The organism is Agrobacterium sp. B1(2019), assembly GCF_008274755.1.
Lineage (GTDB): Bacteria > Pseudomonadota > Alphaproteobacteria > Rhizobiales > Rhizobiaceae > Agrobacterium > Agrobacterium salinitolerans.
The window spans coordinates 1-16,486 of record NZ_VTPB01000002.1 but is presented as its reverse complement, the minus strand read 5'-3'; the positions used below and the strand labels follow the sequence as shown (position 1 = coordinate 16,486).

Annotated in this window: 10 protein-coding genes; 8 read left to right on the top strand and 2 right to left on the bottom strand. The window is 58.0% G+C overall.

Going from position 1 to position 16,486, the window contains the following annotated elements; all coding sequences use genetic code 11:
• Positions 1-94: 94 nt before the first annotated feature.
• From AGR1_RS14840 to AGR1_RS14810, 7 genes are all read left to right on the top strand, one after another.
• Entirely contained in the window at positions 95-943 is an 849-nt protein-coding gene (locus AGR1_RS14840) for a GIY-YIG nuclease family protein (protein WP_149147378.1), read from the top strand.
• A 445-nt stretch (positions 944-1,388) separates the two neighbouring features.
• Entirely contained in the window at positions 1,389-4,796 is a 3,408-nt protein-coding gene (hsdR, locus tag AGR1_RS14835) for a type I restriction-modification system endonuclease (RefSeq protein WP_187772189.1), read from the top strand.
• 79 nt (positions 4,797-4,875) lie between these two features.
• Entirely contained in the window at positions 4,876-6,411 is a 1,536-nt protein-coding gene (locus AGR1_RS14830) for an N-6 DNA methylase (RefSeq protein WP_149147377.1), read from the top strand.
• A complete protein-coding gene (locus AGR1_RS14825; RefSeq protein WP_149147376.1) occupies positions 6,408-7,967 on the top strand; it encodes a restriction endonuclease subunit S in 1,560 nt (519 codons plus the stop codon). Before AGR1_RS14830 ends, AGR1_RS14825 begins: the two co-directional genes overlap by 4 nt.
• A complete protein-coding gene (locus tag AGR1_RS14820; RefSeq protein ID WP_149147375.1) occupies positions 7,964-9,571 on the top strand; it encodes a restriction system-associated AAA family ATPase in 1,608 nt (535 codons plus the stop codon). The genes AGR1_RS14825 and AGR1_RS14820 overlap by 4 nt, the downstream gene beginning before the upstream one ends.
• Position 9,572: 1 nt before the next feature.
• Positions 9,573-10,640 (top strand): hypothetical protein, encoded by a 1,068-nt coding sequence (locus AGR1_RS14815; RefSeq protein WP_187772188.1) that lies wholly within the window; start codon positions 9,573-9,575, stop codon positions 10,638-10,640.
• A 34-nt stretch (positions 10,641-10,674) separates the two neighbouring features.
• A complete protein-coding gene (locus AGR1_RS14810; protein ID WP_149147373.1) occupies positions 10,675-11,598 on the top strand; it encodes a restriction endonuclease in 924 nt (307 codons plus the stop codon).
• 36 nt (positions 11,599-11,634) lie between these two features.
• Here the strand turns inward: AGR1_RS14810 and AGR1_RS14805 are convergent, their stop codons facing one another.
• Positions 11,635-12,570 (bottom strand): HNH endonuclease, encoded by a 936-nt coding sequence (locus AGR1_RS14805; protein ID WP_149147372.1) that lies wholly within the window; start codon positions 12,568-12,570, stop codon positions 11,635-11,637.
• Positions 12,571-12,878: 308 nt separating this feature from the next.
• Here AGR1_RS14805 and AGR1_RS14800 point away from each other — a divergent pair, with 308 nt between their 5' ends.
• Positions 12,879-13,316, top strand: coding sequence for a hypothetical protein (locus AGR1_RS14800; RefSeq protein WP_149147371.1), 438 nt, complete (start codon positions 12,879-12,881; stop codon positions 13,314-13,316).
• A gap of 451 nt (positions 13,317-13,767) precedes the next feature.
• Here AGR1_RS14800 and traA read toward each other — a convergent pair.
• The coding region (traA, locus tag AGR1_RS14795) for a Ti-type conjugative transfer relaxase TraA (RefSeq protein WP_149147370.1) at positions 13,768-16,486 on the bottom strand (2,719 nt) is incomplete at its 5' end.

Genomic DNA, 16,486 nt, shown 5'->3' with positions numbered 1-16,486 from the left:
TCACTCCCAACTGATGGCAACCGCCCAAGTCTGTCAAAGTTGACACGGCGAATTTCCATGCGCAAAAGTCCTCGGTACCGGGAGGCAACAGCACATGACGGATTCGCAACCAAATGCGGAGGTTCTCCTTAACCTTGGCTTTGTAGACGTGGGGAAATGGCAGCCGAACAACGATTCCATTGCTTACGATCTTGATGGCGCAGACGCCTCAGCGAGCGAGGTTATGTTGGACGCCCCCAACGCACTCTACGCCTTCGTGCATAGTAACCAAGTTGTCTATATCGGAAAGACCGCCCGCTCGATCAGAAAGCGATATGTCGGGTACTGCCGACCGGGAAAAACCCAGACCACCAACCAGCGCTGCCATCGCAACATCAAAGCCGCGATCGCTAAAGGTGCTGAGATCCGCATATTCGTTTTCACGCCGATAACTCACCTCCGATATTCCAATTTCGAGATTAATCTAGCCGCTGGTCTCGAGGACAGCCTGCTTCAGGAATTTGCCCCCCAATGGAACGGCAGGGATAGAGGGCATCCAATCTCCGAAGAGGCGGAACGCGAGGAAGTCGAGGAGTCCGAGTTCGGGGCATCGGATGTCGTCGCGGCAGCAGACTCTCCACTGGATTCACGGGCATCCGGTCAGGCTAGGGCGACCTTCTCGGTCGTACTCGGAGCCACATACTACGAAAAAGGCATCCTCAACCTAGGCGTCGAAGCCAGCGAATATCTTGGCCAGGACGGCGCTCCGATTCGCGTCCGCTTCAGTGATAGTAGGCAAACGGTTCTCTTTAAGATCAATAGGACAGCCAACCGGACCGGTGCTGTGCGGGTGGTAGGCGGCAATCACGAGATCGCCAGATGGTTTCAGGAGAACTTCAAGAAAGGCGACACCGTATATGGCAGTGTGGTCGATTCGCATACGATAGAGTTACTCGCTGGGTAGCCGTGACGTGGTTGGTAGAGGAGCAGTTGGAGGCCTTGCCGCAATCGTCGCGGCGGCTAGGGCGCTGCGGGTGCTATCGCCGCGAGATAGGTACAGAGGGTTCAGCAGAAGCGAATCCAGCTCGCAGAACCGCTTGTCATTCTTTGAAAGGGACGACGGCTCTACGCTTCAACCAAGTAGCTTGCGGCCCCGTTTCGGTCATGGGAGACGCGCCGCATCTCCATTATCTAAAACAGTCGTCAGCACGAATGTCGGATAGTCAACCTTTACAACAATGGCGGGATGAATGGATAGCTCCAGTCCGTTGACAGGTTAGAATGCAGCGGCAACAATTTCCGCGATCTAATCAGTAGCTTTTGGGGATTGGATTGGTGCCACACCAGTTTACTTGCTCCCCTAACGTGTGGCATGTTCACGCCAATCAGGTAAGCATCTGGGTGGGGCATTGACGGCAAACTTTGGTCATCTGCAGGCGATCAGCCCGGAGTTGCATCGCCTCGGTACGCTAGCCGAGCGCTTCTTCGCCGAGGATGCCAACACCTCGCTGATGAAGAGCCGCCAGTTCGGCGAATACATGGTCAAGGAGATCGCCGCTCTTTCCGGCGTCTACGATCCTGCCGCGCGCGAGACCACAAACGATCTATTGCGCCGTCTGGCGACACAGCAGGTTTTGCCGCGTGAAGTCGCCGACATCTTCCACGCGGTCCGCAAGAGCGGCAACGATGCGACGCACAATCTGGCCGGTTCACCCGCCGAAGCGCTCGCAGCGCTCAAGTTCTGCCGCGCGCTCGGGATCTGGTATCGCCGAGCCTATGGGCGTGATCCGGGGTTCAAGCCTGGTCCCTTTGTGCCGCCACGAGCCTCTGCGGATGTTGACCAGGCGACCCAGGCGGAATTGGCAGCACTGCGTGCCAAGGTCCGGGAAGCCGAGGAGAAGCTGGCCGCTGCCCATGCCTCGGCGGAAGATCTCGCAAAGGCCCGCGCCGCTGCCGAAGAGCTCGCCCGCCAGGCGTCGTCCGACAGTGCGGTCTGGGAGCAGACCGCCGTCGAAATGGAGGCCAATCAGGCCGCACTCGCTCGCAAGCTTGCCGAACTGCAGAAGGCAGCCGAAACCCAGCCAGAACAGTTGCAGATCGAGTTCAAGCAGGCGGGCCTGAAAGCGGCGAGCAGCCTGGAGCTCGATGAGCGCCAGACGCGACGGCTGATAGACGTGCAGCTCGTCGATGCCGGATGGGAAGCTGACAGTGACCGTCTAGCTTATCAGAAGGGCACCCGACCGGAGGAAGGCCGCAACCTGGCCATCGCCGAATGGCCCTCGGACGGTGGCCGGGCGGATTATGCGCTGTTTGTCGGCCTCACCTGCGTCGGTGTCATCGAGGCCAAGCGCGAGAGCGTCGATGTGCCCTCCACCCTGCAGCAGGCAGAACGTTATGCCCAAACCATCCTCCTCTCCCCGGAAGAGGTGCACCCTGACGGCCCTTGGAAACACGGTCTGGATGAGCCATTCCGCGTGCCCTTCGTCTTCGCCACCAATGGCCGCCCCTATGTGCGTCAGTGGGTGACAAAATCCGGCATCTGGTATCGAGATGTCCGGCGTGAGACCAACCATGCCGTCCCGATGACAAGCTGGTTTTCGCCAAAGGATCTTCTGGACAAGCTCACCACAGATGTCGACACGGCAGCTCAGGGGCTAGCCGAAGAAAGCTTCGGCAAGGGCAGGATGCGCCCCTATCAGGAAGAGGCGATCGCAGCGATCGAGAATGCCGTGGTCGCAGGCCAGCGCGACATCCTCGTTTCCATGGCGACGGGCACGGGCAAGACGCGCACGGCGATTGCGTTGATGTATCGCCTACTCAAACATAAGCGCTTCCGCCGCATACTTTTCCTCGTCGACCGCAAGGCGCTGGGCCGGCAGACAAGCGATGCGCTGGACACCACTGAGATCGAGGGCATGCTGAACTTCGCCCAGATTTACAAGGTCGCCGGCCTAGAGCAGAAGCTGCCGGAGGACGAGGACCAGGTGCAGGTCGCGACCGTCCAGTCCCTGATCGCCCGCATCCTCAACGAGCCGGATCCGGCGAAGCGCCCGACGCCCGGTACCTTCGACTGCATCATCGTCGACGAAGCCCATCGCGGCTACACGCTGGATGCGGAGCTGCGCGAAAGCGATATCGGCTTTCGCAACATCGATGACTACCAGTCAGCCTATCGCCAAATTCTTGATTACTTCGACGCCGTGAAGGTGGCACTGACGGCCACACCCGCGCTTCACACCCGCGAGATCTTCGGCCACCCGGTCTTCCATTATGGTTATCGTCAGGCCGTCGTCGAAGGTTATCTCAACGATCACTTGCCGCCGAAGCGCATCACCACGGCGCTGTCGGAAGCTGGCATCCATTTTGAGGGTGGTGAGGAGGTCGAGATCATCGACCGCAAGACAGGCCAGATCGATCTCTTCGAATTGCCGGATGAAGTCTCCCTCGATTACGACCTCGCCGACTTCAACAGGCGCGTCCACTCCGAATCCTTCAACCGCATCGTCTGCCGCGCGATTGCCACCGAGATCCCGCCCTCCAAGCCCGGCAAGACGCTGATTTTCGCCGCCCGCGCCGCCCATGCCGATGACATCGTGCGCTTGCTGGTCGAGGAACTGCAGGAGGAATACGGCAAGGAAAACGTGCCGCATGGCATGGTGACGAAGATCACGGGCACAGTCGACAAGGCAGACGACCTGATCCTGAAGTTCAAGAACGACCCATATCCGAAATATGTCGTCACCGTCGACCTGCTCACCACAGGCGTCGACGTGCCGTCCATCTCCAATCTCGTCTTCGTCCGCCGGGTCAAGAGCCGCATCCTCTACGACCAGATGATCGGCCGCGCCACGCGGCTTTGCCCTGACATCGGCAAGGAACATTTCCGCATTTTCGATGCCGTCGATCTCTATGCCGAGCTGCAAGAGATGAGCGACATGCGCCCGGTCGTGGTTAAGCCGGATATCGCCCTTGGCCAGCTCGTGACGGATCTGCAGAATGCGGAAACGGAAGAGGACAAGAGTTGGGTCGCAGCCCAGGTCATCGTGCGCATGCGAAGCCTAGTCAAGCGCATGGATACCGAGACCCGCGAGAGTTTCGAGCGCCACACGGGCGAAAGCCCCGACATGGCGCTTCAGCGTCTCTCCACCCGGTCCGGTGCCGAGTTGCAGGAATGGCTGACGGTCAATCCCCGCGCCATCGAGATGCTCGAACGCCGTCCGCTCTACACGGGCAAGAATGACGGCGTGGTCATCTCGACCCATGAGGACGAACTGCTGCGCATTGAGGAGATCTTTGGCAAGAACACGACACCGGAGGATTACATCACCGGCTTCGAACGCTTTGTGCGCGAGAACATGAACCAAGTTCCGGCGCTGATCGCCGTCACCCAGCGGCCGCGTGATCTGACCCGCAGGGAACTCTCCGAGCTCGCCGGCCTGCTCGACGAGAAGAACTATTCCGAAGCCATGCTACGCGCCGCTTATGGCCGCGCCCGCAATGCCGATATCGCGGCCCATATCATCGGCTTCGTCCGCCAGGCAGCCTTGGGAGATCCGCTAGTCCCCTATGCCAAGCGCGTGGACAACGCGATCGTCAAGATTGAGGCCTCCCGACCCTGGACGCAAAAGCAGAAGGAATGGCTGCGCCGCATCGGTCGTGCGCTGAAGGATAAGCCCGTGGCCGATCCAACCCTGCTCGACCAGGGCGCCTTTGCCGACAAGGGCGGCTTCAAGCGCATCGCGCAGGAGTTTGACGGCGAGCTCGACGAGGTGCTGCATGCCTTCAACGAGGCGATCTGGGCACCAACCGCCGCGTGACCCTCAAGGCCGTCGTTGACCATCGACGGCTGATCACTACAACCGCAATCACGATCCCGGATCAAATGAGAATCAAGTCATGAATGCCAATGCCATCGTCCAGAAACTCTGGCGCCTCTGCACGGTCCTGCGCAAGGACGGCATCACCTACCAGCAATATGTCACTGAGCTGACTTATCTGCTGTTTCTGAAGATGATGGCCGAACGCAGCCGCGAGACGGGCAGCCTGCCCAAGGGCATGCGCTGGGCAGATCTGGTCAAGGCCAACGGTCTGGCAAAGCTAGAACACTACCGGAATGTGTTGGTCACGCTGGGTGCCACCAGCACGAAGTTGGGACAAGACGATGCCCTCGTATTGCCGCCCGGCGAGGGTGCCAGCGCGGAAGACCGCAAACGTTATGCCGATGCCCGACCCTTGCCGGAGATGGTGCAAAAAATCTTCGACAACGCCTCCACCTTCCTCCGCGAGCCGCAGAACCTGACGACGCTGGTCACCGCCATCGACGAGCTCGAGTGGTTCTCCGAAGAGCGCGACCAGTTCGGTGATCTCTATGAAGGCCTCCTGCAGAAGAACGCGGAAGAGACGAAGCGCGGCGCCGGCCAGTATTTTACCCCCCGCGTGCTCATCGAGCTTCTGGTCCGCCTTATGCAGCCGCAGCCCGGCGAAGTCATTCAGGATCCCGCCGCCGGCACGGGCGGCTTCCTGATTGCCGCCGATCGCTACATGAAGGCGCGCTCCGACGATTATCTGGATCTCGGCGAAAAGGAACAGGAGTTCCAGAAGCGCCGCGCCATCCACGGCATGGAAAACGTGCCAGGCACACTGCGTCTGCTGCTGATGAACCTCTATCTGCACGATATCGACGGCGACCATGTCGATCTCGGCGATACGCTGTCCGACAAGGGCAAGGGTCTCGGCCGCGCCGATCTAATCCTCACCAACCCGCCCTTCGGACCGGCAGGCGGCGCGCCAACCCGCGATGACCTCTCCGTCACCGCAAACGTCTCCTCCTACCAGCTTCCCTTTGTCGAACACTGTATCCGCGCGCTTCAACCCGGCGGTCGTGCCGCCATCGTTGTGCCGGATAACGTGCTGTTTGAAGACGGGCGTGGGCGCGAACTGCGCCAAATGATGATGAACTGGTGCGACCTGCACACCATCCTGCGCCTGCCGACCGGCATCTTCTATGCCCAGGGCGTCAAGACCAATGTCATCTTCCTGACGCGCGGCAAGACCGAGAGTGCCAACACCAAATCCGTCTGGATCTATGACCTGCGCGCCCAGATGCCGAAATTCGGCAAGACGACGCCGTTGACGGTGGCCCATTTCGAAGGCTTCGAACAGGCATTTGGCAAAGACCCCTATGGCAAGGAGCGCGGCCCGGACGAAGGTGAGGCCGGCCGCTGGCGGCAGTTCAGCCGCGAGGCCATCGTCGGCCGTGGCGATAATCTCGATATCGCCTGGCTGCGCGAGGCAGAAGATGAGGCAGAAGAAGGCCTTATCGAACCCGACGACATCGCCGCCGCCATCCTCGGCCATCTGCAGGCCGCGACGTTGGAGATCGAGGCCCTGATGGCCGAGCTCAGCGATGACCTGCCGGAGGCGGCGGAATGAGTGTGGAGCCCCGCTGGTCTGTCCCTAGAGGATGGGCCTGGACATCTATTGAAAGCATCGCCGAAGTCACCGGAGGTGGAACGCCATCTGCCAATGATCCGTCTAACTTCTCGGACAATGGGGGTATACCCTGGGTTACCCCTGCTGATCTCACGAGTTATGGAAACACTTATATAACGCGCGGCAGACGAAATCTGTCCGATAGGGGCTACAAGAGCTCTTCAGCAAAACTGCTTCCGGCTGGTGCGGTACTCTTCACCTCGCGCGCGCCCATTGGCTATTGCGCAATCGCTGCAAATCCAATTGCTACAAACCAAGGTTTTAAGAGCCTTACGCTTTTCGGCGGCATCTCAGGGGAATTCACGCGCCACTACTTAAAATGGTCAAAGCCATATCTTGAGTCCCTGGCCAGTGGAACGACCTTCCTTGAGATTTCGGGTTCAAAGTTGCAGCAAGTGCCATTTCCTTTGCCGCCCCTGGCCGAGCAAAAGCGCATCGTGGCCAAACTGGATGCGCTGAACGCGAAATCCGCACGCGCCCGCACCGAACTCGCCCGCATCGACACCCTTGTCTCACGCTACAAACAGGCCGTGCTCAGCAAGGCGTTCAGCGGGGAGTTGGCGCGGGAGTGGCCGTCGGTGTCCCTTGATCTGCTGTCCGACGTCATTTTTGATGGTCCATTCGGTTCGAATCTGAAATCGGCTGATTACACCGCTGATGGGCCTCGAGTTGTTCGGCTTGAGAACATCGGGGCACGTGAGTTCATCGAAGAAAAGCGGACGCACATATCCGAAGCGAAATTTCGCTCTTTGGCACGGCACGTTCTTCAGGCCAACGACCTCCTATTCTCCTCGTTCGTCAGCGAGGAGATAAGGGCATGCCTCTTCCCCGCAAATATCGATTTTCAAGCGATCAACAAGGCCGATTGCTTCTGCATTCGTTTGGACGCCGCGAAGGTTGATCCGCAGTTCGCGTTGCTCCAACTAACATCTGAGGCGACCTACCGACATTTCGTCCAGCAGGTGCACGGTGCAACACGACCGCGCATCAATCTGTCTCAACTCAAGAGCTATCGGCTCCTAGTCCCATCCCTCGAAGAACAACACGAAATCGTCCGCCGTATCGAATCCGCTTTCGCCAAAATCGACCGGCTGGCAAAAGAAGCAAAGCGCGCGCTGGAACTGGTGGGTCGGCTGGATGAGGCGATCCTGGCCAAAGCCTTCCGCGGCGAACTGGTCCCCCAGGACGAAAATGACGAACCCGCCGAACACCTGCTCGCCCGCATCCGCGCCGAGCGCGAGGCGGCCCCGAAAGTGAAGAAGAAAGTAGTGAAGCGGGCGAGCGCGATGTTGACAGCGAGAGATTTCCTGAATGCGAAACTTCAAAACTGGCCCTATGACGGTATCAGCTTCCAGGACCTGAGAAGCGAGTTTAGCGGAAGCTATGACGACCTGAAGGACGCGGTGTTCAACTTGCTCTCTGATGAAAACGCAGTGTTGAGTCAGGTATTTGACGAAAAACGATCCATAATGAAGCTAAAAAGGCGCGAGCAATGAAGATCGTTCGAGTCAAGATCTTCGAGGCCGCCAGTTGCGGAGGGCTGCTCGACGGTATGGATATCGACTTGCTCCGCCCTCGCGGAGAGCGTGAAAATGCTGACTTTCTGCCAATGTGCCTTCTTGGCAGAAACGGAACTGGAAAATCTCAGTTTCTTCAGATCATTTCAGAGATTTTCCAATCTGCATGGCATGAGCATCGGCCGGAAGAAGAAGCCACGATCGCTAACCCAAGCCTGCTTTTCGAGATCATCTATGAGGTGATGGTTGAACGCGATGCTGCTGGTATCAAACGTGTAAAACTCAGCAGAGCGAGAGACCCGTCTGGCCGTGTCGGCAAGATGCAAATGGAGATTAGGGGTAAGGACGGATACGAACAATTGGACGACAATAACGATCCTGAGTTCGGTCGACACCTTCCTACAGTGGTCGTGGCCTATACATCTGGCGACAATGAAACTTTGAGTCTTCCTTTTTATATCAGTCGTTCAGGATATGCGGCATCGGTTGCGAATGCGGCAATGAAGCAGGCTGACGCTCTCGTTCCAGACAACCGCTTGGTATTACTCGACTATTCAACTCACCTTGAGGTCCTGATCGCCAACTTGATGGTCGCACCAGCAACTGTGCAATCCGAGCTGGTCAGACATGCAAATCTCTCCTCCTTGCGCTCTTTCCGTCTGGTAATCCAATTTAACCATCCGCAGGCTCCTAAGATTAAGGGAAAGAACCCTGCGCGAAAGGGTATACAGCTCACGGATGAGTTGGAGCGTTACGTGCGCCAACTTTGCGACGCCGCAACCTGCTGGGACTACGATATCAGGCAGGAACTCTACACACTCGATTACTTTGTCGACGACGAAAGCCACAAAGCTTTCGAGACATTTTGGCCCAGCGCAATTGAGCTCTATCGATCGCTTCACAAGCTAGCGATGCTCAATGATCTGATGATTCCGAAACCGGCGCGAGTGCGCTTGAAGAAGAACCTAAAGAGCAGGAAGTTTGCCTCGAAGCTTCCTGAGCCTCAGGACGAAATGAAGGTCTTTAAGATCGAGGAAGTGCGGTTCACGAAGATTGGGCCTTCCGGGCAGACGTCGGACGTTGACTACGTATCGCTTTCCGATGGTGAGCACCAACAGGCGCAGCTTTTTGGCATAGTTGCCATGTTCCGAGACGCAAACACCTTGTTCCTGCTTGATGAGCCTGAATCTCACTTCAATCCGCAGTGGCGAGCGAAGCTGGTCACACGGATTATGTCCCTTCCAGTCCAAGGTCTGGGAGATCAAGAATTCATTTTAACCACCCATGCCCCGTTCGTGCCCTCAGACATGCACCGAGATCAGGTACGTATATTCTCGAAGGTGGACGACAAACTTGCGGCTCGAAAACCGGAAATTGAGACGTTCGGGGCGACTTACGACACTATCCTGAGCCACTGCTTTGACGTGGATCCTCCCATTTCGGAACTGGCGCAGGAGAAGATCAACGAACTGAAAGAGACCGGTTCCGTCGAAGAGATTGAGCGCGAAATGCCTAGACTGGGGTCCTCGGTGGAGAAGGCGTTGCTCGCCGATCGCCTCTTCGAGTTAAAAAAAACAAAATAAGATGCTAGCTACGTACCCCATTGAGGCAACAGATCAGAATTGGATTAGCGAGACACTGCTCGACGCAGTCCGCGTTATGCTACATACGTTACAGGGCGGGAATGCGCCTCCTGAGTTCGAAGCAGCCCTGTCGGGAGATTATCGCGAACATTTTTTGCGAGGACCCAATTTCAAAAAATTATATGATCTACTCGTTGCTAAGTGCCGTGTTCTGACAAACGTGGAGCTCGCACAGGTCCTGAATGCCCTGAGCGAACAGAACGACTTTCCTCGTGTTTTTGCCCGGACGACGCCGTGCAGCAGCGTCAAAGACACGTTTCCGGACGTGCATATAGCTGCAAACCAATTGTTCAGGCATGCCTTTGAGAAGCTTTCCGATTGGAAGACTGAAGGATGCGAGCAAACGGTGAGAGCAGCCTATCATGAGCTGGTTGACGCCCATCTTTCTCATGGCGGTTGTCCATTTTGTGGGTACGAGCCGCTTGAGGCATCCGATCCTGACCTAGTCGACCCAGATTTGGACCACTACCTAGCAATTTCGCTTTACCCATTTGCCGGCGTGAATTTGCGCAACCTCACCGTGATGGGGGATAAGTGCAATCGTTCCTACAAGGGCGCGCAAGACATGCTGCTTGACGAGAACAGCGCTAGAGTCGATTGCCTCGATCCCTACGGTGCCGAGCAGGTCACTATCTCGCTACACGGAACCACGATACTTTCCGAGCCGGGAACGGGGCCGGATTGGATGATTAGCTTCGATCCAGATATCAAGTCGCGAAATTGGAGAAGAATCTTCAAGCTTGAAACGCGACTGAGGGCGAACGTGCTCGAACGATACTACAAGAGATGGATCTCCCATTTTGTCGACTATGCACAGCAACACGGGTTCGACCTCACCAGCACCAACGACCTGATCGCAGCGGTCGGGAGATTCAAAGGTACGTGCGCGTATGACTCCTATCCGGCAATCGGGCGTCTCAAGACATGCTTCTTTGAACTCGTGGAAGCTGCTCTCAATGACCCGACGACGGTAGATCGAATGCGAAATTTCTTAGTCAAGGCTGCTTAGCGCAATTCTTGCGGCCGGTTGGAAAGAGCGATCAATGGTTCCAGACTACCAGACCCTCATGCTGCCTGTCCTCCGTCTTGCCGCTGCTGGCGAAACCCGTGTGGCCGACGTCTCTGAACGCATCGCGGATGACCTCGGTTTGACTCAGGCAGAACGGGACGAGCTTCTTCCAAGCGGTCGCCAGCGCCTGCTGCACAATCGCATCCACTGGGCCAAGTTCTATATGAGCAAGGCCGGGCTGATCGCCTCGCCCTCACGCGGTCGCTTTGTTGCGACCGACAAGGGCAAGGCGCTGCTGGCGACGTCCCCGGAACGCATCGACGTGGCTCTTCTCATGCATGAGCCTAAGTTCCGCGAATTCTACAAAGACGATGGCGCGGCAGCGGATGAGAATGGCATTCCTGCTGAACCTGTCCAAGACACCTCTGTCCGCACCACGCCGGAAGAGCAAATAGATGCGGCTTATGCTTCCATCCAGGCTGCTTTGCGCGATGAATTGCTCCAGCGCATCCTCTCCAACAGTCCTGCCTTCTTCGAGCACCTTATCGTCGATCTCCTAGTTGCCATGGGCTACGGCGGGAGCCACAAGGATGCCGCAGCACAGCTCGGCCGCTCCGGTGACGGCGGTGTCGACGGCATAGTGAACGAAGATCGCCTCGGCCTCGACCGCATCTATGTCCAAGCCAAGCGCTACGCCGCTGGCAATGCCGTTGGCCGCCCGGATGTCAACGGCTTCGTCGGAAGCCTCGTCGGCCTCGGTGCCACCAAGGGTGTTTTCGTTACCACCTCCACATTCAGCCAACCAGCTCGTGACTATGTCAGGCATCTGGCCCAGCGCATCATCCTCATCGACGGGCAGGAATTGACCGACCTGATGATCGAACACGGCGTCGGCGTCCGCAGCTACCGAACGGTCGAATTCAAGCGGCTGGACGAAGATTTCTTCGGCGAGGATTGAGGATCGGCCCCTCGAGCGGAAATGATTTCCGCCTCGTCATCCCTTGAAGACCTTCTCACGGTGGTATTGCAAAAACTGCGAGTGCGGCCGGTCGTCAGGGCGTGATGGGACGAGGAGGCGTCGCTCCGGATTGATGAGCCGCGTGATGGTATCAGGAACGCCGCCGCTTGCGATCAGCAGGCTGTAATCGTCGTCAACCGAAACCAGTCCGCGGTCGAACATCCAGTGCACTGTGCCAGAGAGTGCAAGGCCGTTGCGAACGCTGTCCGGGCCGCCATGCGCCACCGGGCGGATGTGGGCGGCTTGCACCTCCGATCGTCCGCCGCCGTTGAAAAGCTTGATTCCGGTCACGGCGCAGGTGTCGTGGTAGGCCGTCTTGATGGCTGCGGAGAATGCTCTGTCCCGGAAAGGGCGTTGCAAAACTTGCGACACGATTCGACGATCAACGCTGTCGATTTCAAAAGGCATCTGCGGGTTATCGCCAAATCCTATCCGTGCCTCTTCGGCCGGATCAGGTATTGGGCGTTCTCGATCACGATTTCCCAGGATATGAGCAAAGCCGGTAGCCAGGATCGTGTCGTATTCGGCGTCAGGAATATTCCGCACGGCGCGGCCGAATGCACCTTTGTTGGTTGAGCCGTCCTCTTTGCGAAGGCCGCTTTCGTAATAATGGCCGGCGTTCTTGAACGGCACGGCATGATCGAACGGCAGGAAGTCTTCGATGAGCGCGTAGAAGTGGTCCACCTTCGACGGGTCTTCGATGATATCGGTGATCCTGGCTGTCGCAAAATATGCCTGCTTGCCGCCCGTCTTCATCAGGTCACCGCTCGGCCGCCGCGGCTCGTAGTAGACGATCCAATCGCCGCGCGCGGCCTCTACCTGCCGGAGGTAGGTCCGCGGGAAATGATATCGCTGCTCCGGAAGATCGTCATAGGTTGGGTCGATTTTGGTTGTCAGAACCGCCTTTGCCATCTCGGGCCCCTGATTGTTAAGCATTCTTGTTACCAGGTGGAGAGGGGTAAGAGAATACGCCCGCATGAAGCATATTGCGCTCCTGGGTTGCGCGATTGATACTCCATGCCTGTTATGTAAAAAAATATTTGATGACGGAGTTTTTATGTAATGTAATGTATAAAATACGAAAAATTGAATTATAATTGGCGTCTTTTACGATATATAACTTATCGTATACATTAAAATATTTTCTGGAAGAGGCAACAATATTTACATCAATTGCGCATACGCAGTTTATAATTTTGCAACGTGCAAGGATCTTTGACATGATGAAGAATGCAACGAAGGCGGTCTTTGGCCGCTTCGACTACGACGCGCTGAACATCAGCGCGAAGAAGGTGAAAGCTCTGGAAGCGTCTGCCGCTTGCATCCAGGCTCTCGGGCGCAGGTCCACGCAGCAAGCTTACGATCTAGGCGTGCTGCTGGAGAAGACGTCGGAACTGGTCGAGCCGGGGACGTTCGAAAAATGGGTCGCGCAGCGATGCGACATCTCATCGAAAACGGCCCGGAACTACAGGGCTGTTGCTCGAAACCTCGAGGCTTATCGCGAGCAGGCAATCGAGCTTGCGATCAGCCCGACCGTGCTTTTTCATCTTGCGTACGCGCCAGAGGAAAATGTCGAGGCTGCCCTTGCTCATGCCGAGGAGCATGGTGGTATTCGTGTGAGCGAAGTGAGAGCTCTGCTGTCGGCTGCCTCGGAATAAACCGCCAAAGCGGTCACAAGCGTAGAGCTCGCCGACGTCGGCGGTCTTTCCGGCCTGCGGGCTTTAATCGACGTCAAGACGAAGAGCGGTGTCGCAGCCTTCATTGAAAGTGCGGCAGAGCTCGTCGCAGAGGTAAGCAAGATTCTGGAGAGCAAGCCTGAAGGCAAGCGGCTGCAGAAGACCTTACTGATCCCGGTGCTTGAGCCCTTGGCAAGGGCGGCGAAACGCAGCCTCGGCAACATCTTGCTGTTGGAAGTACCGGGCGACATTGACGTTCGAAAGGTCTCCGAACGGGAACTTCCTATTTCCATGCTGTCGACTATGGTTCCTCATTGCGATAACGGCACTTTGCACCCTGACTTTCGCGTCGATGACCCCCTGAGCTCAAAATTGCAGTCATACGCTCCAAAGCTGCCGGGATTGTTGCAGCGTTGAGGTTCTTAGATAATCGTTATCGACTCAGATCAAGCCCCTGTGACCGGTTAAGCTGCCGTCTGAGTGCGTGGTCATGGCTGAGCTCGGCATGGCGTGTCCGATCCACCATGCGGGCGATCGTCCTGATCTGCTCGGGGTGTGTTGCAAGCTCCGGGCGTGCCGCGAGCTCTTCGGCGAACCTGCGGGGATCCGAAGTACCGAACCGCCGCGTGAGCGCTTCAGCCACCAGCTTGGCCTCATCGAGCGCGGCTCGGCCCTCAGATGACGACCGCAGCTCCGCGATAAATTTGTCCCGCTTTTCGACCGGCATCTTCTCCATCTTGGCGATGATCTCGGCGCTGCGCGGCGTGAGGCCGGGAACCTCGATCACGTCACGCTGTTGCCGCTGCCATTGTTCGCTCGCGCATTCTTCTCCCAGCCGTCGCTCCCATGCCTCGGAGACATAGCCGATATGGGCAGAGAGAGACCTGGCATATTGCAGCGCCTCCTTCCGCTCCGTGTTGTTTCCGAACAGACCCGACTTGCCGCGCAGGTCTCCGAAGCGCTCTGGCCGCTCGGCCATGGCCTTTGCCATGATTTTTCCATTGCCTTCTTTCTCGGTCATCGCGGTGCGCAGTCTCGCCGCGACCTCGACCGGGTCACGGAACACGTGCCGCGCGAGAGATTCCATCGTATCGAATCTGTGATCGATGACGGACATCGCCCTTTCGCGGGCCACCTCTTCGATGCTGTGGTCGTGACGCGTGATCGCTGGCACTAGTGGAGCTGGCTTACCGGTTTCGATCAGCGATTGTTGGACTACAGTTTCTGTGGGGGCAGGGACGGCGCCGTCCTGCGACATGACCTCGGACCACCGGATGCGGCGGTATCCTTTGCTGTCCTCTATTCGGTCGTCGCGCCGACCGTCATCGATATTTCCGGCGAACGGATTGCCAGAATCTTCGCTGCGAACGGGGCCGGCCAGATCGTCGGCACGTTCCTCGTAAACCCGCTGACGCTCTGATGGCCGGCCCTGCTGCTCCCGTTGCAGATGGGCCGCACGGGACATGATCTCTTGACGCGCATTTTGGGCGGAAGCAAGTTCGATCTCGCTCCTGACCCCAAACTCTTGCCCGATCCCTTGGTCGCCTGCGATGCATTGGTCGCTTGCGATGCATTGGTCGCTTGCGATCCCGCGCCGCTCGGCAAAGTCGCTGATGTAATCCAGCGTCGTTTCCTTCGCGCCGGAACGCGACAGGCGGCCTGCCAGCTTCTGGTAGGCCAGTTCATCACCCTTGATGACACGCCATGTATTTCGTTCGGCCTTTGTACCGTCCGGAAGCGTGACAGGCGTGGCGCCTTCATGCTGCAGTCCGATCCTGTCTCCGATCTTTGGCGATGCGTCTCGCATGGCCCGCTTGAGATCGACGCCCCACACCGTGCGCTGATCGCCCTTGTCATTCTCCAGCGTCACAAAATAGCTGTCGCGTGATTGCGGATTATGCTCGTAAGGCGCGACGCCGTGATCAACCAGCCGGCCCGCATTGCTGAACTCCTGGATGTCGGCATAGAGCTGCACGCTGTCGCGATGCCTTGTCATGGCGACATAGGCCAGATGCCGGTCCATGGTGCTGGACGCCAGCACAAAAGCGCGATCGACCGTCGCGCCCTGTTTTTTATGGATCGTCGTCGCATAACCGTGGTCGATCGCCTGGTAGCTGTCCGTGGCAATGCTGACACTGTCGCCGCCTCGGCCATCGAGCCGCGCAACGATCCGACCCTTCTCGACATGCTCGACCGTGCCAAGCATGCCGTTTTTGACACCGAGGTCGCGGTTGTTTTCGAGGAAGATGATCCTGTCGCCGGCGGCGAAGGCGCGTTTGCCGTTACTGGTCTGGAAGTTGAGTTCTCCAAGATCCCCGACACCCCCACGGTCCGCACCGGCGTTCTGCCCGTGGCTGCGCTCCAGGCTTTGCCGGTTCTGAAGCTCGGCTCGGATAGCAACATTGAGCGCGCGCACATCGGCGCGGCGGTGCGCCATGGCAACCCGGGTGCCATCCGGATGCTCAGCACTGTCGGCGACATAATCACGCACGATCTGCGCCATCGCCGCGTCGCGGTTTTCCGCAAAGTGGATGTCGCCGTGATCGCGATAGGCGGCCAGCCCTTCGGCCGTCTTGTGGGTTGCAAAGGCAACCGATGCTTCTCGCTGCCAATCATGGCGCTGGCGGCGAATGCCGGACAGTTCGACATGGCCGATCTGCTCGGCAATCGCCCTGAACGGGGCTCCGGCTCCGATTGCCTGGAGCTGCTCGTGATCGCCGACAAGCACAATCTTTGCACCGCGCTCTTCAGCCTCGCCGATAAAGCGGGCAAGCTGGCGGCTGCCGACCATGCCGGCCTCGTCGATGACGAACACGTCGCGGCGGCCGATCCTATCCCGGCCCTGATCCCAACTGTAAGACCAGGACGCAAGCGTGCGGCTCTCTATGCCGGAACTTTCCTCAAGCCCCTCGGCTGCCTTTCCGGCTAACGCCGCACCATGGACCTGATAGCCTTGAGCCTCCCACGCCTCGTGAGCCGCTGCCAGCATGGTGGACTTTCCGGCACCGGCAAACCCGACCACGGCCGCAATGCGTTCTCGCCCGGTAATATGCTCGATCGCCTGACGCTGTTCGGCCGACAATCCCGCAGACGGATCGCTCGCAGCCGACGGTCCGCCAGAGCTTGTCCGAAGAGCGTGATCCTGCCTTTCC

Bases quoted from the DNA above. Each gene is read 5' to 3' on its own strand.
- AGR1_RS14840 (WP_149147378.1), top strand. From the start codon at position 95: ATGACGGATTCGCAACCAAATGCGGAGGTTCTCCTTAACCTTGGCTTT.
- AGR1_RS14830 (WP_149147377.1), top strand. From the start codon at position 4,876: ATGAATGCCAATGCCATCGTCCAGAAACTCTGGCGCCTCTGCACGGTC.
- AGR1_RS14825 (WP_149147376.1), top strand. From the start codon at position 6,408: ATGAGTGTGGAGCCCCGCTGGTCTGTCCCTAGAGGATGGGCCTGGACA.
- AGR1_RS14820 (WP_149147375.1), top strand. From the start codon at position 7,964: ATGAAGATCGTTCGAGTCAAGATCTTCGAGGCCGCCAGTTGCGGAGGG.
- AGR1_RS14815 (WP_187772188.1), top strand. From the start codon at position 9,573: ATGCTAGCTACGTACCCCATTGAGGCAACAGATCAGAATTGGATTAGC.
- AGR1_RS14810 (WP_149147373.1), top strand. From the start codon at position 10,675: ATGGTTCCAGACTACCAGACCCTCATGCTGCCTGTCCTCCGTCTTGCC.
- AGR1_RS14805 (WP_149147372.1), bottom strand. From the start codon at position 12,570: ATGGCAAAGGCGGTTCTGACAACCAAAATCGACCCAACCTATGACGAT.
- AGR1_RS14800 (WP_149147371.1), top strand. From the start codon at position 12,879: ATGATGAAGAATGCAACGAAGGCGGTCTTTGGCCGCTTCGACTACGAC.